Below are 17,631 nucleotides of genomic sequence, written 5' to 3' on the forward strand. Positions count from 1 at the left end.
TTTCTCCTTTATTGACCGAGCGTGAGGGTTTTCAGCATCATGCTTTTCACCGTGTTAAGCACTTCCACGTTGGCCTGATAGCTGCGCGACGCCGACATGGTGTTAACCATCTCCCCGACAACATCAACGTTTGGCATTTTCACGTAGCCCTTCGCGTCCGCCAGCGGATTACCCGGCTCATAAACCAGTTTGTCCGGAGCCTGACTTTCAATAACATCGGCAACCTTTACGCCGCCCGTAGCAGCGCCTGGCGCGGCGTTCACCTGGAACACCACCTGTTTTGCCCGATAAGGTTGTCCGTCTGGGCCAGTCACACTGTCGGCATTAGCCAGATTACTGGCCGCCACGTTCAGACGCTGGGACTGAGCAGTTAACGCCGATCCGGCGATATCAAAAATATTCAGCAGTGCCATCCGTTAATTTCCGCTCTGTAAAACGTTCATCATGCCTTTGATTTGCCCACTCAACGCACTAAGGCTCATCTGGTATTGCAGGCTGTTATCGGCAAACTGGGTACGTTCGCGATCCATATCGACGGTATTGCCGTCCAGCGAAGGCTGATCCGGAATACGGTATTGCAGTTCTGTGGAAGGAGGCGTCAGCGCCTGCGCCGGAATGTGTTGCGTTGAGGTCATGGTCAGCGCAACCACGCTGGTTTCATCTCGTCCACGCTGCATCACTTTTTTAAGTTCACTGGCAAAATCTATATCGCGCGCCTGATAACCAGGGGTATCAGCATTGGCGATATTTGCCGCCAGCACTTCCTGACGCTGGGCGCGCAGATTGAGCGCCTCTTGTTGAAAACGTAAGGCGGCGTCGAGCTTATCGAGCATATCTCCTCCGCAGGTATCAAAATTCTGCCGTCAGCTTAAAGGCTTTACGCGTGCGTTATCGGCGGAATAAACGCAAAATGGGTCGCTATTTATGCCGTTGATGGTCACAGCGCGCGGGTACAATTTGGCCTGTAGAAATGGCTGGAGGTGAAAATGCTGGCAATGAAGCGTTGTATGGCGATCATCGCGATACTGTTCAGTCCGCTGAGTGCGGCTGGCGATCTCACATCACAATTGCAAACCTTTTTTGCCGCACAACTGGCAGGACTGAGTGATGAAGTCCGGGTCTCTATTCGTACTGCGCCCCATTTACTGCCTCCGTGTGAACAGCCATTGCTGTCGATGACCAGCAATTCCCGCCTGTGGGGCAATGTGAATGTGCTGGCGCGCTGCGGCAACGACAAACGATATTTGCAGGTTAATGTGCAGGCCACGGGAAATTATGTGGTTGCTGCGATGCCCGTTGTGCGTGGGGGAAAACTGGAATCTGGCAGTGTCAAACTAAAACGCGGACGGCTGGATACCTTACCGCCGCGTACTGTGCTGGATGTCAATCAACTTGTTGATGCCGTCAGCCTGCGCGATCTGGCGCCCGAACAGCCTGTACAGCTAACCATGCTGCGCCAGGCCTGGCGAGTCAAAGCCGGTCAACGCGTCAATGTGATTGCCAGCGGGGAGGGATTCAGCGCCAATGCTGAAGGTCAGGCACTGAACAATGCCGCCGTCGCGCAAAATGCCCGTGTCCGCATGGTGTCGGGTCAGGTGGTCAGTGGCGTGGTGGATGCTGATGGGAATATTCTTATAAACCTGTAAGCTGTTAAAGATTGACCGACTATTGCCGATAAATAAGCAACAAATGATAAAAGCGCCCTCAATGAGGAATAAACCATGAGTATTGACCGCACTTCACCTCTGAAGCCCGTAAGCACCGTTCAGCCACGCGAAAACACTGACGCGCCGGTAGCCAATACCCGCTCGACTAAAACGACCGCAGCCACCAGCACCAACGTCACGTTAAGCGATGCGCAGGCAAAATTGATGCAGCCAGGCAGCAGTGATATCAATCTTGAACGCGTAGAAGCGTTGAGACAGGCGATTCGTAACGGTGAGCTAAAAATGGATATCGGCAAAATTGCCGACGCGCTGATCAGCGAAGTACAACAAGACTTACTGAGTAAATAGGCTTATGACGCGTCTTGCAGAGATCCTCGACCAGATGTCCGCAGTGCTTAACGAGCTTAAAATGGTGATGGATCAAGAGCAACAACATCTCTCTATGGGGCAGATCAACGGCAGCCAGTTGCAATGGACTACAGAACAAAAAAGCTCACTGCTGGCAACGCTGGATTACCTTGAGCAGTTACGTCGGCAAACACTGGATACTGTAAACAGCGACGAGATCGCACAGCGATGGCAGGAAATTACCGTGAAAACGCAGCAACTGCGCCAGTTAAATCAACATAACGGCTGGCTTCTGGAAGGACAGATTGAGCGCAATCAACAGGCGCTGGAGATGCTGAAACCGCATCAGGAACCGACGCTGTACGGGGCTAACGGTCAAACCTCAACGTCCCATCGCGGCAGTAAAAAGATATCTATCTGAAGATTTTCTCCGGCCTGCAATGCAGGCCGGAACGCATTATTACACCGTCCGACGGGCAAACTCTTTAACTTTGAAGCCCAGCACCGCCAGCGCGGCAAAGTATGCCGCGATCCCCGCAACAACAACCGCCATCAAGCGTAGTAAGCGCCAGGGCATAGTGCCCAATGACCACTCTGGCATGATGTGTAACATACCTAACAGCACGCCTGACATCACCAATACGGCTACCAACAAACGCAACAGAAACGCAGTCCAGCCGGGCTGCGGGGTGAAGATTTTCTGCTTACGCAACTGCCAGTACAGCAGCGAAGCATTCAGGCAAGCCGCCAGACCAATGGAAAGCGACAATCCGGCATGTTTCAACGGGCCGATAAACGCCAGGTTCATCAATTGCGTCAGGATCAGCGTGACGATGGCTATTTTTACCGGTGTTTTAATGTCCTGGCGGGAATAAAAGCCCGGAGCCAGCACTTTCACCACAATCAGGCCAATCAAACCCACCGAGTAAGCAATTAACGCCCGCTGGGTCATCAGCGCATCAAAGGCGGTAAATTTACCGTATTGAAACAGTGAAACGGTCAACGGCCCGGAAAGGATACCCAGCGCCACCGCGCTTGGCAGCGCCAGCAAGAAACAAAGACGCAGCCCCCAGTCCATCAAGCGGTTGTATTCATCGTGATTGCCGCTGGCAAAACTTTTCGACAGCGACGGTAGCAAAATGGTGCCCAGCGCCACGCCCAGTACGCCAGACGGGAACTCCATTAAACGGTCGGCGTAATACATCCAGGACACAGAACCGGATGCCAAAAACGAGGCAAAAATGGTGTTAATGATCAAGGAGATCTGACTGACAGAGACGCCAAGAATCGCCGGTCCCATCTGTTTCACCACGCGCATCGCACCCGCATCGTGGAAGTTAATGCGTGGCAAAACCAACATGCCTATCTTCTTCAGGTGCGGTAGCTGATAAACCAGTTGCAGGATACCGCCCACCGTTACAGCCCACGCCAGCGCCAGCACAGGCGGATTAAAGTACGGCGCGGCAAACAGCGCAAAACCAATCATGTTGATGTTAAGTAACGTCGGGGCAAATGCCGGAATCGAAAAACGGTTCCAGGTATTGAGAATCGCCCCCACCAGCGACGCCAGGGAGATCAGCAAAATATAGGGAAAAGTAATCTGTAATAGCTGGGTAGTCAGGGCAAATTTGTCGGCAGTATCAGCAAAGCCCGGCGCGGTCACCATGATTACCCATGGCGCGGCGAGCATCCCGGCAACCGTCACAACCGCCAGCGCGAGTGTCAGCAGACCAGAAACATAAGAGACAAAGACCCGCGTGGCGTCTTCACCCTGCTTGCTTTTATATTCCGCCAGAATCGGTACAAATGCCTGGGAAAATGCCCCTTCAGCAAAAATACGGCGCAACAAGTTAGGAAGTTTAAAAGCGACAAAAAAGGCGTCGGTTGCCATCCCTGCGCCAAAGATTCTGGCGACAATTGCGTCACGTGCGAAGCCAAGCACACGCGAAAACATGGTCATCGAGCTGACGGCGGCCAGCGATTTTAATAAATTCATCGGTGTTCTAATCCAGACCCACGGGCAAAACGCCTGCAAGGCAGGCGCTGAAAGAGGCGAATAGTCTACCTGGATTATGGTGAATTGCTACCGCCAGATGTTACAGGGTTTATTCACTCATCGCGTCGCGCCAGATCTTGTCAACGATGCGCTGCGCCAGCACAGCCTGTTCACCGGCGGTTTGCGGAACTGTCTGATTTTGCACGCATTCAATGAAGTGACGTGCGCAACCAACAAATCCACGCTGCTCAAGGGTACTCTGCCAGCCTGGAATCGGTTTATGCACTACCCCCTGCCCGCGCTCCTCACGCCATTCACGCATATCCGTAATGTCGATGAGCGCACCGTCAGTCACGGCCTGCACGGCTTCACGCTGACTTCCGGCACGGCGATGCATACTGGTGGTAATCTGCAAAGAACCCGCAGAAAAATGGTGCTCGGCAAATAGCATTTCGCCAGCGTCGTTAGTCAGTAGTGTGCCGCCATCCAGAGAGGCTTTGCCGCCAGACAACCACAGCGCGGTATCCACCACATGCAGATAATCATCCAGCAACGTGAAATAAAGATCGTGCGGCCCGACACTATTGCTACGATGCTTATCCATTCTTAGCGAGGCCGCCGTAGCGAGTTGCGTTTTTAACTCACAGTAGAGCGGTGCGAAACGGCGGTTAAAACCGACCATCAGGGTGAGTTTTTTCCGTGCTGCCAGTTCCACCAGCCGCTCGGCATCACGCAGATTTTCCGCCAGCGGTTTATCAACACAAACATGCACCCCCGCATTTAACAGCGCACTGACAACCTCAAAGTGGCTGGCAGTGCTTGAATGCACGAAAACCGCATCGCAACTGGCGGCGAGGCTGGATAACGAATCAGCGTAGGGAATGCGCCAGCTTTCACAAACTGGCAGGGCTTTCTCACGCGTTGGCGACCACGCGCCTTGTAACGTCCAGTCTGATGCTGCCGCCAGCACCGGTAACCACGCTTTTTGCGCGATGCCGCCTAATCCCACTACGCCGATACGTAATTTTTTCACTTTAATCTCCCAGATGGGCCAGCAATGAATCAAGACGCTGTTTCAGTTCTGCCACTTCGATTTCCAGTGCTTCGACACGAGCCTGTAAATCGCCGTCAACCGCGTTCGACGGCTCCGTTAACACCGGCTGATCCTCAACCTCACCGCTGAAAAGATGCATATAACGGCTTTCACGTTTACCCGGTTCACGAGCCAGGCGAACCACAAAAGGCCCGTCTTCACGATTAGCCAGTTGTTCCAGCGTGGACTCCACTTCCGCCATATCGCTAAATTCATACATCCGCGCCGCGCGGCTGCGCAATTCGCCTGGCGTCTGGGCACCGCGTAACAACAAAGTGGTTATCAACGCCACTTCTGCGGCACTCAGTTTCAGATCGCCAAATTCTGAATTACAAAAGCGTTGCTCATATTTGGTGACCCGATTACCAAAACCGCTCACCGTGCGTAAATAATGACGTTTGACCAGATTATCCAGCTGCTCCTGCACCTCGGATTCACTCAGATTCATTACCGGTTCACGGTTCGTTTTCTGATTACAGGCCGTTACTACACCATTTACAGAAAGCGGATATTGCTCCGGCGTTGTCACCTGTTTTTCCAGCAAGCAGCCAATCACGCGGGCTTCCAGTGCAGTAAGTTGATATTTCATGAGATTCTCCTTAGCGGCCGGGCGTCCAGTCTGGGGTGGTTAATGCCGTCAGTACGTGATCGCGCCATTGTCCATCAATCAACAGATAGTCTTTCGCATAGCCTTCTTTTTCAAAACCCAGTCGCGCAAGTAAATCACCGCTGCGTTTATTGTGCGGCATATAGTTGGCCATAATGCGATGAATATGTTGGGTGCGCTGCATATAACGAATGGCGGCGGTCAGGGCTTCAAACATTAGCCCTTTGCCCTGCCATTTTTGCCCAATCGAATAACCGAGATAGCAGGCATGAAAAGATCCTCGCACCACATTAGAAAAATTGGCAACGCCAATAATCTCTTTCTCATCCGGGTCGAACAACCCAAAATAGAATGCAGAACCTTGTTTATGAAATTCATTAATCATGCTTAACCTGGCCTGCCAGCCTGAAGGATAGCAGTGGCTTTCGTCGCGCACTGGCTCCCAGGGCTTGAGGAAATGGCGATTCTCTGCGTAATAATCCGCCAGCCGCCAGGCATCACGATCATGCACCAGACGCACGACCAGTCGGTCCGTGGTTAAGCGCACTTTTGGCACGTTACTGCGATAGCCAAACATTCTATACCTACTCCTTCCCGTAACGTCTTTAATACGCTGTAAGTATTACTATACCTGCGCAACCAGAGCCTGTGAAAAGTCCAAAATGCCATTTCCTGCATTATTCACATATTTGATAAAAACTCTCTATCAAAGAGGGCTTTCGATAAAAAAATATTGTCCCGGGAATTGTGGGAAAAGTATTAGCGACCATGCAGAATAGAAAGTGCTCATCTTTTATTTCCCGGGAGGGGAAATGTCGCGCGTGTCGCAGGCGAGGAACCTGGGTAAATATTTCCTGCTCATCGATAATATGCTGGTCGTGCTGGGGTTCTTTGTTGTCTTCCCGCTGATCTCCATCCGCTTCGTTGATCAAATGGGCTGGGCCGCCGTGATGGTCGGTATTGCCCTCGGTCTGCGTCAGTTCATTCAGCAAGGGTTGGGTATTTTTGGCGGCGCAATTGCCGACCGCTTTGGCGCTAAACCAATGATTGTCACCGGTATGCTGATGCGCGCCGCCGGATTCGCCACTATGGGCATCGCCCAGGAGCCTTGGTTACTGTGGTTTTCCTGCCTTCTCTCAGGTCTTGGCGGCACTCTTTTCGATCCGCCGCGTTCGGCGCTGGTGGTCAAATTGATTCGCCCGCAGCAACGTGGGCGCTTTTTCTCGTTGTTGATGATGCAGGACAGTGCCGGTGCGGTCATTGGCGCTTTGTTGGGAAGCTGGCTGTTGCAATATGATTTCCGCCTGGTCTGCGCCACAGGGGCGATTCTATTTGTACTGTGTGCAGCGTTTAATGCCTGGTTGTTACCGGCATGGAAACTCTCTACCGTGCGCACGCCAGTCCGCGAAGGCATGGCTCGCGTGATGCGTGATAAACGTTTTGTCACCTACGTCCTGACGCTGGCGGGCTACTACATGCTTGCCGTTCAGGTGATGTTGATGCTGCCGATTATGGTCAACGACGTCGCCGGAGCGCCCTCTGCCGTTAAATGGATGTATGCCATTGAAGCATGTCTCTCCTTAACCTTGCTCTACCCTATCGCTCGCTGGAGCGAAAGGCGCTTTCGTCTGGAACACCGGTTGATGGCTGGGTTGTTGATAATGTCATTAAGCATGATGCCGGTGGGCATGGTCAGCAGCCTGCAACAACTTTTCACCCTGATTTGTCTGTTTTATATCGGTTCGATCATTGCCGAACCTGCGCGTGAAACCTTAAGCGCCTCGCTGGCGGATGCGCGAGCACGCGGCAGCTATATGGGTTTTAGCCGTCTGGGTCTGGCCATTGGCGGCGCTATTGGCTATATCGGCGGCGGTTGGCTGTTTGATCTGGGAAAGTCGGCACAACAACCAGAGTTACCGTGGATGATGTTGGGCATTATTGGCATAATCACCTTCCTTGCGCTGGGTTGGCAATTTAGCCAGAAACGCGCGGCGCGTCGGTTGCTGGAACGTGACGCCTGAAAACGCGATGCTTTCTGTTACCATTGCTCGCCCTGTCAACCTGACGCGCCTTAACAGCTTGTTATTACCTGCCGCCGCAGAATTCAGTTTTTTCTGCTGGCGAGTTTAACGCTGGTGGCACATGCTGCGTTGTGTCAGGATATTGACGCAGATTTCATGTCGAGGACTACCATGAACAAGTTTTTATTTGCCGCTGCATTGCTCGTCAGCGGCCTGCTCGTTGGCTGTAATCAACTCACCCAGTACACGATTAGCGAACAAGAAATTAACCAGTCACTTGAGAAACATAATAATTTCTCGAAAGATATCGGTTTGCCCGGCGTAGCGGATGCCCATATTGTTCTGACAAACCTGGCCAGCCAAATTGGTCGCGAAGAGCCGAATAAGATAACCTTAACCGGGGATGCAAATCTGGATATGAACTCCCTGTTCGGCAGCCAGAAAGCGACCATGAAACTAAAACTGAAAGCACTGCCGGTTTTCGATAAAGAAAAAGGCGCTATCTTCCTGAAGGAAATGGAAGTGGTCGATGCGACGGTACAACCGGAAAAAATGCAGACAGTCATGCAAACGTTGCTCCCCTATTTGAATCAGGCATTACGCAACTACTTTAACCAGCAACCGGCTTACATTCTGCGCGAAGATGGCAGCAAAGGTGAAGCAATGGCGAAAAAACTGGCGAAAGGCATTGAGGTGAAACCTGGCGAAATTGTCATTCCGTTTACTGATTAAACACGAGGGCGCATTCGCGCCCTTTATTTTTCGTGCAAAGGAAAACGTTTCCGCTTATCCTTTGTGTCCGGCAAAAACATCCCTTCAGCCGGAGCATAGAGATTAATGACTGCACCATCCCAGGTATTAAAGATCCGCCGCCCAGACGACTGGCACCTTCACCTCCGCGATGGCGACATGTTAAAAACTGTCGTGCCGTATACCAGCCAAACCTATGGTCGGGCCATCGTTATGCCCAATCTGGCACCGCCCGTGACGACCGTTGAAGCTGCCGTGGCTTATCGTCAACGTATTATTGACGCCGTCCCTGCCGGGCACGACTTCACCCCGCTGATGACCTGCTACCTAACTGATTCACTGGATGCAGACGAACTGGAGCGAGGGTTTAACGAAGGCGTGTTCACCGCTGCAAAACTTTACCCAGCAAACGCGACCACCAACTCCAGCCACGGCGTGACGTCGGTTGACGCTATCATGCCCGTACTGGAGCGAATGGAAAAAATGGGTATGCCACTGCTGGTACACGGGGAGGTGACACACGCCGACATCGACATTTTTGACCGTGAAGCGCGCTTTATTGAAACTGTTATGGAGCCACTACGCCAACGTCTGGCTGGGCTGAAAGTGGTTTTTGAGCACATCACTACGAAAGATGCCGCTGAATATATTCGTGACGGTAATGAACTGCTGGCTGCTACCATTACACCCCAGCATTTGATGTTTAACCGTAACCATATGCTGGTTGGTGGCATACGTCCGCATCTGTACTGCCTGCCCATTCTCAAACGTAATGTGCATCAACAGGCGCTGCGTGAACTGGTCGCCAGTGGCTTTAGTCGCGTTTTCCTTGGGACTGACTCCGCGCCACATGCGCGTCATCGCAAAGAGAGTAGCTGCGGTTGTGCCGGCTGTTTTAATGCCCCAACGGCGCTGGGCAGTTACGCCACTGTCTTTGAAGAAATGAATGCGTTACAGCACTTTGAAGCATTCTGTTCTTTAAACGGCCCGCAGTTCTATGGTTTGCCAGTCAACGAATCGTTTATTGAACTGGTACGCGAAGAGCAGAAAGTGGCTGAAAGCATCGCTCTGACTGACGACACGTTGGTGCCATTCCTGGCCGGAGAAACAGTACGCTGGACAGTTAAACAATAAAAAACGTAGTTCCCTGTTGTCATTAGGTTATTTTACCTGTATAAATAACCAGTATATTAAACAGGGGGCTATTATGAGAATTGAAGTCACCATAGCGAAAACTTCTCCATTACCTGCCGGAGCCATTGACGCTCTGGCAGTTGAACTTTCCCGCCGTATTCAATATGCGTTTCCTGATAACGAAGGTCATGTTTCTGTTCGTTATGCCGCAGCTAATAATTTATCGGTTATTGGCGCAACAAAAGAAGATAAACAGCGCATTAGCGAAATTCTGCAAGAAACATGGGAAAGCGCAGATGACTGGTTCGTTAGCGAATAATATGCAGTAATGTTTGTTTTTGCCGGGTCGCCCCGGCTTTTTTATTTTCAGCACAAAATTTCTACACTTCCTCAAAATAATTGCACGATATGCTAAAAAAATATGAATGACATGCTGTTTTATTGTTCATATAAATCTTAAAAACAAAAAAATATCTCTTTCCCCCTTTAAAAATTCTGTGGATACCCTTACTTATTGGTATACTGAAGTTGCTTCAGATAAAAATGCATTGAACCTCGAATAACGTTGTCTAGTAACACGAATTAGGGGGCCATGATGGAAAAAAACAATGAAGTCATTCAGACTCATCCGCTCGTAGGGTGGGACATCAGCACCGTTGATAGCTATGATGCTCTGATGTTGCGTTTGCACTACCAGACCCCAAATAAGTCCGAGCAGGAAGGGACTGAAGTTGGTCAGACACTCTGGTTAACTACTGATGTTGCCAGACAATTTATTTCGATATTAGAAGCAGGAATCGCCAAAATTGAATCTGGTGATTTCCATGTAAATGAGTATCGTCGTCATTAACTTGACATGACCATCCACCCAAAAGGCACCAGATTGGTGCCTTTACTATTTCTGGGTTGTATATCTGCATTCACTTAATTACTCTGCTTAAACCATGAGAGCAGAGAGAAAAAAATGAAATACGATCTCATCATTATTGGCAGCGGCTCCGTAGGCGCTGCAGCCGGGTATTATGCCACTCGGGCCGGTTTGAAAGTGCTGATGACCGACGCCCATATGCCGCCGCACCAACACGGCAGCCACCACGGTGATACACGATTAATTCGCCATGCTTATGGTGAAGGTGAAAAGTATGTTCCGTTGGTACTTCGCGCGCAAACCCTGTGGGATGAACTCTCCCGTTACAACGAAGAAGACCCCATTTTTGTGCGCTCTGGCGTCATTAACCTCGGCCCAGCCGACTCCGAATTCCTCGCCAATGTCGCCCACAGCGCGGAACAATGGCAACTCAACGTCGAAAAACTGGATGCGCAAACCATTATGGCTCGCTGGCCTGAAATACGCGTCCCTGACAATTACATCGGCTTGTTTGAGGCTGATTCTGGCTTTCTGCGCAGCGAACTGGCAATTAAAACCTGGATCCAACTGGCGAAGGAAGCTGGCTGTGCCCAACTGTTCAACTGCCCGGTCACCGCAATTCGTCATGACGATGACGGCGTAACTATTGAAACAGCTGACGGCGAGTATCAGGCGAAAAAAGCGATCGTCTGCGCGGGAACCTGGGTAAAAGACCTGCTGCCAGAACTGCCTGTCCAGCCAGTACGCAAAGTGTTCGCCTGGTATCAGGCCGATGGTCGTTATAGCGTGAAAAATAAATTTCCGGCCTTTACCGGAGAACTGCCCAATGGCGATCAGTATTACGGCTTTCCCGCCGAAAATGACGCTCTGAAAATTGGAAAACATAATGGTGGTCAGGTGATTCATTCAGCGGATGAACGCGTTCCGTTTGCTGAAATCGCCAGTGACGGTTCTGAAGCATTTCCCTTCTTACGTAGCATACTGCCGGGCATTGGTTGCTGCCTGTACGGAGCTGCCTGTACCTACGATAATTCGCCTGATGAAGATTTTATTATCGACACCCTGCCCGGTCACGATAATACGCTGCTGATTACCGGCCTGAGTGGTCACGGATTTAAATTTGCATCGGTATTAGGGGAAATAGCCGCCGATTTTGCGCAAGGTATAAATAGCGATTTTGATTTGACGCCATTCAGACTTTCCCGCTTCAAATAATCATCATCACGGCCTCAAAATGAGGCCGTTTTTACAGGAGTATTTAATGCGTCGGCTGTTGAACTATCTCATCAATAATATTCGCGAGCATCTGATGCTTTATCTTTTTCTGTGGGGATTATTGGCCATTATGGATCTGATCTACGTGATTTATTTTTAACCACGCAGCACTGACATAAATTGACAAAAACTTAATCTCTCTTTCATTTGGTGTGAAAAATTGAATAAGCTTATGTCTCTCTTAACTTCATTCCCCAGACATACCTCATCCTGAAACCACTAAACTTATGAAGATTCTTTCATTATTAAATCAAAATTATTGAAATAAAAATAAATATCATTTGAATTGTTATTTTTAAGTTGCAATTCATTCTCCAACGCGCCATTTTCATTCTTTCGCAAATAAGTTTCGGATGCACTGATGTCCCTTACAAATACCCCCAAACGCTATGGTGTTATATCAATGACCTTTCATTGGCTGAGTGCAATCATTATCTACTGCATGTTTGCTTTAGGGCTATGGATGGTAACACTCAGTTATTACGATGGCTGGTATCACAAAGCACCAGAGCTGCATAAAAGCGTCGGTATTCTGCTCATGATGGGGCTGGTTATACGCATTCTGTGGCGTGTTATATCCCCACCACCTGGTCCGTTGCAAAGTTATTCGACCATGACGCGTCTCGGCGCACAAATTGGACATCTCGCGCTATACCTTTTGCTCTTCGCCATTGGCATCAGCGGCTATCTCATCTCGACCGCCGATGGCAAACCAATCAGCGTTTTTGGCTGGTTTGACATCCCCGCGACCCTTGCCGATGCTGGCGCACAGGCTGACTTAGCCGGTGCCCTGCATTTTTGGCTAGCGTGGAGCGTCGTCGTACTGTCCGTTATGCACGGATTTATGGCCCTGAAGCATCATTTCATCGATAAAGACGACACCCTGAAGCGTATGCTGGGAAAATCGTCATCTGACTATGGAGTATAAAATGAAAAAAAGCCTGCTTGGTTTAACCTTCGCTTCCCTGATGTTCTCTGCCGGTTCAGCTGTCGCCGCCGATTACAAAATTGACAAAGAAGGTCAGCACGCCTTTGTCAATTTCCGCATCCAGCATCTTGGCTATAGCTGGTTATATGGCACCTTTAAAGATTTCGACGGTACTTTTACCTTTGATGAAAAGAACCCAGCTGCTGATAAAGTGAATGTGACAATTAACACCACCAGCGTCGATACCAATCACGCCGAACGTGATAAGCATCTTCGCAGCGCAGATTTCCTCAACACCGCAAAATATCCGCAGGCGACGTTCACTTCTACCAGCGTGAAGAAAGACGGTGATGAGCTGGATATTACGGGTGATCTGACACTCAATGGCGTAACCAAACCAGTAACGCTGGAAGCAAAATTGATTGGTCAGGGCGACGATCCGTGGGGCGGTAAACGTGCGGGCTTCGAGGCAGAAGGCAAAATTAAGCTGAAAGACTTCAACATTAAGACTGATTTAGGTCCAGCTTCGCAGGAGGTTGATCTGATTATTTCGGTGGAAGGTGTACAGCAGAAGTAATGCATAGATGTTGCCGGATGACGCGCATCCGGCACGAATGTTTATTTTGTTGGCTCAGGAATGACCAGCGTCGTGTTCAGCCGTCCACGCGATTTATTAAAGATCTTATTGCCATTTTCTCGCCCGGCACGACGGCGGCGCTGTTCTTCTGGCGGTAATGCGCTTTCTTCACAGCAAATCTCACTACAACAGCCCTTGAATTTCTCGGCACATGCCGGACACTGGATAAACAACAGATGACAGCCATCATTTCTACAATTGGTATGGCTGTCACAAGGTGTGCCGCACTGATGACAATGCGCAATAATTTCGTCAGAGATCCGCTCGCCCATCCGCTCGTCAAAAACAAAATTTTTACCAATAAAGCGGACAGGCAAACCTTGTTCACGCGCCTTACGAGCGTATTCAATAATCCCGCCTTCAATATGCCAGACTTTATTGAATCCGTTATGTTTCATCCAGGCACTGGCCTTTTCGCAACGAATACCACCGGTACAGTACATCACGATTTTTTTATCTTTATGCACCTGCATCATCTCAACCGCTTTTGGCAGTTGTTCGCGAAAGGTATCTGCCGGAATTTCCAGCGCGTTTTCAAAATGCCCCACTTCATATTCATAGTGGTTGCGCATATCGATAAACAGCGCATCGGGATCATCAAGCATGGCATTCACTTCCGCTGCTTGCAGGTATTCCCCCACGTTACTGGCATCAAATTGAGGATCGTCAATACCGTCGGCAACAATTCGGTCGCGAACCTTCATGCGCAGCACCCAGAAGGATTTCCCGTCATCATCCAGCGCAATATTCAGACGTAAACCGTTTAAAGCAGGATCAAAAGCATAAAGCTGTGCGCGAAATGTCTCTACGTTGCTCGCCGGTACGCTGATTTGTGCGTTGATCCCTTCATGCGCCAGATAGACCCGCCCAAAGACATTCAACGCGGTAAATAGCTTATATAAAGCATCGCGGGTCGTTTTGGGATCGGTAATGTGGAAATATTTATAGAACGAAATGGTGGTACGTGGTTCGCTCTCGGCCAGCATTTTGGCTTTCAGCGCGTCATTAGAAATGCGGTTGTGTAACACTGGCATGGTGTACGGTTCCTGCAGGGTGGGAAAGTAAAAATCCGCAGCATGATATAGCAATTATCGACAATTAACATCCATACATTTTACGCTACATTTGCGCATTAAAAATTATTAATGATTTACATACGCGGTAATTTCGCCCAGTCTTCGGTCACAAATTTTGGTTGCGGACGAAAAAATGCGACAATACATACAATTGCCCGTATAGGTTGAAAGACAGGATTGATATGACGAATCTACCCAAGTTCTCCACTGCACTGCTTCATCCGCGTTATTGGTTAACCTGGTTGGGTATTGGCGTACTTTGGTTGGTCGTGCAATTGCCCTACCCGGTCATCTACCGTCTCGGTTGTGGATTAGGAAAACTGGCGTTACATGTTATGAAACGTCGCGCCAAAATTGTACATCGCAACCTGGAACTGTGCTTCCCGGAGATGAGCGAACAAGAACGCCATGAAATGATGGTGAAGAATTTCGAATCCGTTGGTATGGGGTTGATGGAAACCGGCATGGCGTGGTTCTGGTCGGATCGTCGAATTGCCCGCTGGACGGAAGTGATTGGCATGGAACATATCCGTGACGTGCAGGCGCAAAAGCGCGGCATTCTGTTGGTCGGCATCCATTTCCTGACGCTGGAGCTGGGCGCAAGGCAATTTGGTATGCAGGAACCGGGTATCGGCGTCTATCGCCCAAACGATAATCCGTTGCTCGACTGGCTGCAAACCTGGGGGCGCCTGCGTTCGAATAAGTCGATGCTTGATCGCAAAGACTTAAAAGGAATGATCCGGGCACTAAAGAAAGGCGAAGTGGTCTGGTATGCGCCAGATCATGATTACGGCCCGCGCTCAAGTGTTTTCGTGCCGCTGTTTGCCGTTGAGCAGGCGGCGACCACCAGTGGCACCTGGATGCTGGCGAAAATGTCTGGTGCGTGCCTGGTGCCGTTTGTTCCGCGTCGTAAGCCAGACGGCAAAGGGTATCAGTTGATCATGCTGCCGCCAGAGTGTTCACCTCCGTTGGATAACGCTGAAATCACCGCTGCATGGATGAATAAAGTGGTCGAAAAATGCATCATGATGGCACCGGAACAGTATATGTGGCTGCATCGTCGCTTTAAAACGCGCCCGGAAGGCGTACCTTCACGCTATTAAATCTCCCTTGCCGGATGTTTCGAACTGCATCCGGCATTACCACTACAAATCCTCCTGATTTAGCGATAAAAGCTCTGTACATTGCGTCACCTATAAGTCAGGCGCATAATTAGTGTGCTTACTTTTTCTTCTTTTAATCACCGCGCCTGGCGCACCAACAGCGGATTGCTATGTCACTCTGTGAAAATGACACCCCCATAAACTGGAAACGAAACCTGATCGTTGCCTGGCTAGGTTGTTTTCTTACCGGTGCCGCCTTCAGTCTGGTGATGCCATTCTTACCCCTCTACGTTGAGCAACTTGGCATCACCGGCCACAGCGCGCTGAATATGTGGTCGGGGATTGTCTTCAGTATTACCTTTTTATTTTCCGCCATCGCCTCCCCTTTCTGGGGCGGGCTTGCCGACCGCAAAGGCAGAAAAATCATGTTATTGCGTTCTGCTCTCGGCATGGGCATCGTGATGGTGCTGATGGGGCTGGCGCAAAATATCTGGCAGTTTTTGATTCTGCGGGCGCTGCTTGGTTTGCTTGGCGGATTTGTCCCCAACGCCAATGCTCTTATCGCCACACAAGTACCGCGTAATAAAAGCGGCTGGGCGCTGGGCACGCTCTCCACCGGCGGCGTTAGCGGCGCGTTGCTCGGCCCGATGGCTGGTGGCTTACTCGCTGATAACTACGGCTTACGTCCGGTATTCTTTATTACCGCCAGTGTGCTCATACTCTGCTTTTTCGTCACCCTGTTTTGTATCAGAGAAAAATTCCAGCCAGTCAGCAAAAAAGAGATGCTGCACATGCGGGAAGTCGTGACATCGCTTAAAAGCCCGAAACTGGTACTTAGCCTGTTTGTCACAACATTAATCATCCAGATTGCTACTGGATCTATCGCGCCAATCCTGACGCTGTATGTCCGCGAACTGGCAGGAAATGTCAGTAATATCGCCTTTATTAGCGGCATGATCGCCTCCGTGCCCGGCGTTGCTGCACTGCTAAGTGCTCCACGACTCGGTAAACTTGGCGATCGTATCGGGCCAGAAAAGATCCTGATAACTGCGCTGATCTTTTCTGTGCTGCTGTTGATCCCAATGTCTTATGTCCAGACACCACTGCAACTGGGGATTTTACGCTTTTTGCTCGGCGCCGCAGACGGCGCTCTGCTCCCAGCCGTACAAACGTTGCTGGTTTATAATTCGACCAACCAAATCGCCGGACGCATTTTCAGCTATAACCAGTCGTTTCGCGATATTGGCAACGTTACGGGGCCGTTGATGGGCGCAGCTATTTCAGCACACTACGGCTTTCGTGCTGTATTTCTGGTTACCGCCGGAGTCGTTTTGTTTAACGCGGTCTATTCGTGGAACAGCCTGCGCCGTCGCCGACTCCCCCAGGTATCGAACTGATTTTTCGCCTTTCATACTTGCAAAAGCGGAGAATCAGCTATTCTTTCCCTGAACACCTCAGCAAATCAAAGGGAGAGTCGTGATGACTATGTACGCAACGCTTGAAGAAGCCATTGATGCCGCACGCGAAGAATTTCTTGCTGACAACCCCGGCATCGACGCCGAAGAAGCGAATGTGCAACAGTTCAATGTCCAGAAATATATTCTGCAAGATGGCGACATTATGTGGCAGGTTGAGTTTTTAGCCGATGAGGGCGAAGAAGGTGAATGCCTGCCAATGTTCAGTGGAGAAGCCGCACAAAGCATCTTTGATGGCGACTATGATGAGATTGAAATCCGCCAGGAATGGCAGGAAGAAAATACCCTGCATGAATGGGACGAAGGTGAATTTCAGCTTGAACCACCGCTGGATACCGAAGAAGGACGCGCAGCAGCAGATGAGTGGGATGAGCGTTAATTACTCATATGCTCCGTGATGAATGTCGATCGGTAGCAGTAAGGTATCAAAGACTAAAGAGAAAGGGAGATCAAGGATTGTGACATAGCGCCATGCGGAGTCACGTACATCCCATTGCACTCCGGGATAATATTGGTTGCCATGCCCCTGTCCCGGTATGGTGCGGCTAATGATGCTGCCACAACCACTCAGCAAGGTAACCATGATGCTGACTACGATGAAACGCATTTGAACCCTCTTCCGTAAAAAAATACCGGCATAACGCCGGTATTTT

Annotated in this window: 23 protein-coding genes; 15 read left to right on the top strand and 8 right to left on the bottom strand. The window is 50.2% G+C overall.

What is annotated here, in order from left to right:
• Positions 1–8: 8 nt before the first annotated feature.
• Both flgC and flgB read right to left on the bottom strand, forming a co-directional pair.
• Complete coding sequence (flgC, locus tag LG381_RS17790) at positions 9–413, bottom strand: flagellar basal body rod protein FlgC (protein WP_001196460.1); 405 nt, start codon at positions 411–413, stop codon at positions 9–11.
• A gap of 3 nt (positions 414–416) precedes the next feature.
• Positions 417–833 carry a flagellar basal body rod protein FlgB gene (gene flgB / locus LG381_RS17795; protein ID WP_000884706.1) on the bottom strand — a complete coding sequence of 139 codons (417 nt, stop codon included), beginning with the start codon at positions 831–833 and terminating at the stop codon, positions 417–419.
• 153 nt (positions 834–986) lie between these two features.
• Between flgB and flgA the strand changes: the two genes are divergently transcribed.
• From flgA to flgN, 3 genes are all read left to right on the top strand, one after another.
• On the top strand, positions 987–1,646 hold the full coding sequence (gene flgA / locus LG381_RS17800) for a flagellar basal body P-ring formation chaperone FlgA (RefSeq protein ID WP_000880636.1): 660 nt from the start codon (positions 987–989) through the stop codon (positions 1,644–1,646).
• A 75-nt stretch (positions 1,647–1,721) separates the two neighbouring features.
• Positions 1,722–2,015, top strand: a complete 294-nt coding sequence (gene flgM / locus LG381_RS17805) for a flagellar biosynthesis anti-sigma factor FlgM (protein ID WP_000020870.1) — start codon at positions 1,722–1,724, stop codon at positions 2,013–2,015.
• 4 nt (positions 2,016–2,019) lie between these two features.
• Positions 2,020–2,436 (top strand): flagella biosynthesis chaperone FlgN, encoded by a 417-nt coding sequence (gene flgN / locus LG381_RS17810; RefSeq protein WP_225762714.1) that lies wholly within the window; start codon positions 2,020–2,022, stop codon positions 2,434–2,436.
• Positions 2,437–2,475: 39 nt separating this feature from the next.
• Here flgN and murJ read toward each other — a convergent pair whose 3' ends face one another.
• From murJ to rimJ, 4 genes are all read right to left on the bottom strand, one after another.
• On the bottom strand, positions 2,476–4,011 hold the full coding sequence (gene murJ / locus LG381_RS17815) for a murein biosynthesis integral membrane protein MurJ (protein ID WP_225762715.1): 1,536 nt from the start codon (positions 4,009–4,011) through the stop codon (positions 2,476–2,478).
• Positions 4,012–4,120: 109 nt separating this feature from the next.
• A complete protein-coding gene (locus LG381_RS17820) occupies positions 4,121–5,044 on the bottom strand; it encodes a Gfo/Idh/MocA family protein (RefSeq protein ID WP_000736172.1) in 924 nt (307 codons plus the stop codon).
• A gap of 1 nt (position 5,045) precedes the next feature.
• Positions 5,046–5,693, bottom strand: coding sequence for a YceH family protein (locus tag LG381_RS17825; RefSeq protein ID WP_032225436.1), 648 nt, complete (start codon positions 5,691–5,693; stop codon positions 5,046–5,048).
• A gap of 10 nt (positions 5,694–5,703) precedes the next feature.
• On the bottom strand, positions 5,704–6,288 hold the full coding sequence (gene rimJ / locus LG381_RS17830; protein ID WP_000468197.1) for a ribosomal protein S5-alanine N-acetyltransferase: 585 nt from the start codon (positions 6,286–6,288) through the stop codon (positions 5,704–5,706).
• A gap of 235 nt (positions 6,289–6,523) precedes the next feature.
• Between rimJ and mdtH the strand changes: the two genes are divergently transcribed.
• The 9 genes from mdtH to LG381_RS17875 all read left to right on the top strand — a co-directional run bounded on the left by mdtH (position 6,524) and on the right by LG381_RS17875 (position 13,264).
• On the top strand, positions 6,524–7,732 hold the full coding sequence (gene mdtH / locus LG381_RS17835; protein ID WP_000092224.1) for a multidrug efflux MFS transporter MdtH: 1,209 nt from the start codon (positions 6,524–6,526) through the stop codon (positions 7,730–7,732).
• Positions 7,733–7,903: 171 nt separating this feature from the next.
• Positions 7,904–8,464, top strand: a complete 561-nt coding sequence (locus tag LG381_RS17840; protein ID WP_010345626.1) for a lipoprotein — start codon at positions 7,904–7,906, stop codon at positions 8,462–8,464.
• A gap of 105 nt (positions 8,465–8,569) precedes the next feature.
• On the top strand, positions 8,570–9,616 hold the full coding sequence (pyrC, locus tag LG381_RS17845; protein ID WP_225762716.1) for a dihydroorotase: 1,047 nt from the start codon (positions 8,570–8,572) through the stop codon (positions 9,614–9,616).
• Positions 9,617–9,689: 73 nt separating this feature from the next.
• A complete protein-coding gene (dinI, locus tag LG381_RS17850) occupies positions 9,690–9,935 on the top strand; it encodes a DNA damage-inducible protein I (RefSeq protein ID WP_001217767.1) in 246 nt (81 codons plus the stop codon).
• Between the two features lie 276 nt (positions 9,936–10,211).
• A complete protein-coding gene (gene bssS, locus LG381_RS17855; protein ID WP_000414435.1) occupies positions 10,212–10,466 on the top strand; it encodes a biofilm formation regulator BssS in 255 nt (84 codons plus the stop codon).
• A gap of 114 nt (positions 10,467–10,580) precedes the next feature.
• On the top strand, positions 10,581–11,699 hold the full coding sequence (solA, locus tag LG381_RS17860) for an N-methyl-L-tryptophan oxidase (protein ID WP_000872755.1): 1,119 nt from the start codon (positions 10,581–10,583) through the stop codon (positions 11,697–11,699).
• Positions 11,700–11,745: 46 nt separating this feature from the next.
• A complete protein-coding gene (locus LG381_RS17865; protein WP_001253424.1) occupies positions 11,746–11,859 on the top strand; it encodes a YceO family protein in 114 nt (37 codons plus the stop codon).
• A 261-nt stretch (positions 11,860–12,120) separates the two neighbouring features.
• A complete protein-coding gene (locus LG381_RS17870) occupies positions 12,121–12,687 on the top strand; it encodes a cytochrome b (protein ID WP_000060038.1) in 567 nt (188 codons plus the stop codon).
• Position 12,688: 1 nt separating this feature from the next.
• The gene (locus LG381_RS17875) at positions 12,689–13,264 is read left to right on the top strand and encodes a YceI family protein (protein ID WP_000749261.1); all 576 of its coding nucleotides are present in this window, start codon (positions 12,689–12,691) and stop codon (positions 13,262–13,264) included.
• Between the two features lie 41 nt (positions 13,265–13,305).
• Here the strand turns inward: LG381_RS17875 and LG381_RS17880 are convergent, their stop codons facing one another.
• A complete protein-coding gene (locus tag LG381_RS17880) occupies positions 13,306–14,358 on the bottom strand; it encodes a rhodanese-related sulfurtransferase (RefSeq protein ID WP_225762717.1) in 1,053 nt (350 codons plus the stop codon).
• A gap of 224 nt (positions 14,359–14,582) precedes the next feature.
• Between LG381_RS17880 and lpxL the strand changes: the two genes are divergently transcribed.
• From lpxL to LG381_RS17895, 3 genes are all read left to right on the top strand, one after another.
• Complete coding sequence (gene lpxL, locus LG381_RS17885; protein WP_010345635.1) at positions 14,583–15,503, top strand: kdo(2)-lipid IV(A) lauroyltransferase; 921 nt, start codon at positions 14,583–14,585, stop codon at positions 15,501–15,503.
• A 170-nt stretch (positions 15,504–15,673) separates the two neighbouring features.
• Positions 15,674–16,900 (top strand): multidrug efflux MFS transporter MdtG, encoded by a 1,227-nt coding sequence (gene mdtG / locus LG381_RS17890; protein WP_225762718.1) that lies wholly within the window; start codon positions 15,674–15,676, stop codon positions 16,898–16,900.
• 82 nt (positions 16,901–16,982) lie between these two features.
• Positions 16,983–17,357: a MysB family protein gene (locus tag LG381_RS17895; protein WP_000180062.1), complete on the top strand. Its 375-nt coding sequence runs from the start codon at positions 16,983–16,985 to the stop codon at positions 17,355–17,357.
• Here LG381_RS17895 and LG381_RS17900 read toward each other — a convergent pair whose 3' ends face one another.
• A complete protein-coding gene (locus LG381_RS17900; protein WP_001211109.1) occupies positions 17,358–17,585 on the bottom strand; it encodes a YceK/YidQ family lipoprotein in 228 nt (75 codons plus the stop codon).
• Positions 17,586–17,631 lie beyond the last annotated feature (46 nt).

It is taken from the genome of Escherichia sp. Marseille-Q3837, from assembly GCF_916618735.1.
Lineage (GTDB): Bacteria > Pseudomonadota > Gammaproteobacteria > Enterobacterales > Enterobacteriaceae > Escherichia > Escherichia ruysiae.

Bases quoted from the DNA above. Each gene is read 5' to 3' on its own strand.
- flgC (WP_001196460.1), bottom strand. From the start codon at position 413: ATGGCACTGCTGAATATTTTTGATATCGCCGGATCGGCGTTAACTGCT.
- flgB (WP_000884706.1), bottom strand. From the start codon at position 833: ATGCTCGATAAGCTCGACGCCGCCTTACGTTTTCAACAAGAGGCGCTC.
- flgA (WP_000880636.1), top strand. From the start codon at position 987: ATGCTGGCAATGAAGCGTTGTATGGCGATCATCGCGATACTGTTCAGT.
- flgM (WP_000020870.1), top strand. From the start codon at position 1,722: ATGAGTATTGACCGCACTTCACCTCTGAAGCCCGTAAGCACCGTTCAG.
- flgN (WP_225762714.1), top strand. From the start codon at position 2,020: ATGACGCGTCTTGCAGAGATCCTCGACCAGATGTCCGCAGTGCTTAAC.
- murJ (WP_225762715.1), bottom strand. From the start codon at position 4,011: ATGAATTTATTAAAATCGCTGGCCGCCGTCAGCTCGATGACCATGTTT.
- LG381_RS17825 (WP_032225436.1), bottom strand. From the start codon at position 5,693: ATGAAATATCAACTTACTGCACTGGAAGCCCGCGTGATTGGCTGCTTG.
- rimJ (WP_000468197.1), bottom strand. From the start codon at position 6,288: ATGTTTGGCTATCGCAGTAACGTGCCAAAAGTGCGCTTAACCACGGAC.
- mdtH (WP_000092224.1), top strand. From the start codon at position 6,524: ATGTCGCGCGTGTCGCAGGCGAGGAACCTGGGTAAATATTTCCTGCTC.
- LG381_RS17840 (WP_010345626.1), top strand. From the start codon at position 7,904: ATGAACAAGTTTTTATTTGCCGCTGCATTGCTCGTCAGCGGCCTGCTC.
- pyrC (WP_225762716.1), top strand. From the start codon at position 8,570: ATGACTGCACCATCCCAGGTATTAAAGATCCGCCGCCCAGACGACTGG.
- dinI (WP_001217767.1), top strand. From the start codon at position 9,690: ATGAGAATTGAAGTCACCATAGCGAAAACTTCTCCATTACCTGCCGGA.
- bssS (WP_000414435.1), top strand. From the start codon at position 10,212: ATGGAAAAAAACAATGAAGTCATTCAGACTCATCCGCTCGTAGGGTGG.
- solA (WP_000872755.1), top strand. From the start codon at position 10,581: ATGAAATACGATCTCATCATTATTGGCAGCGGCTCCGTAGGCGCTGCA.
- LG381_RS17865 (WP_001253424.1), top strand. From the start codon at position 11,746: ATGCGTCGGCTGTTGAACTATCTCATCAATAATATTCGCGAGCATCTG.
- LG381_RS17870 (WP_000060038.1), top strand. From the start codon at position 12,121: ATGTCCCTTACAAATACCCCCAAACGCTATGGTGTTATATCAATGACC.
- LG381_RS17875 (WP_000749261.1), top strand. From the start codon at position 12,689: ATGAAAAAAAGCCTGCTTGGTTTAACCTTCGCTTCCCTGATGTTCTCT.
- LG381_RS17880 (WP_225762717.1), bottom strand. From the start codon at position 14,358: ATGCCAGTGTTACACAACCGCATTTCTAATGACGCGCTGAAAGCCAAA.
- lpxL (WP_010345635.1), top strand. From the start codon at position 14,583: ATGACGAATCTACCCAAGTTCTCCACTGCACTGCTTCATCCGCGTTAT.
- mdtG (WP_225762718.1), top strand. From the start codon at position 15,674: ATGTCACTCTGTGAAAATGACACCCCCATAAACTGGAAACGAAACCTG.
- LG381_RS17895 (WP_000180062.1), top strand. From the start codon at position 16,983: ATGACTATGTACGCAACGCTTGAAGAAGCCATTGATGCCGCACGCGAA.
- LG381_RS17900 (WP_001211109.1), bottom strand. From the start codon at position 17,585: ATGCGTTTCATCGTAGTCAGCATCATGGTTACCTTGCTGAGTGGTTGT.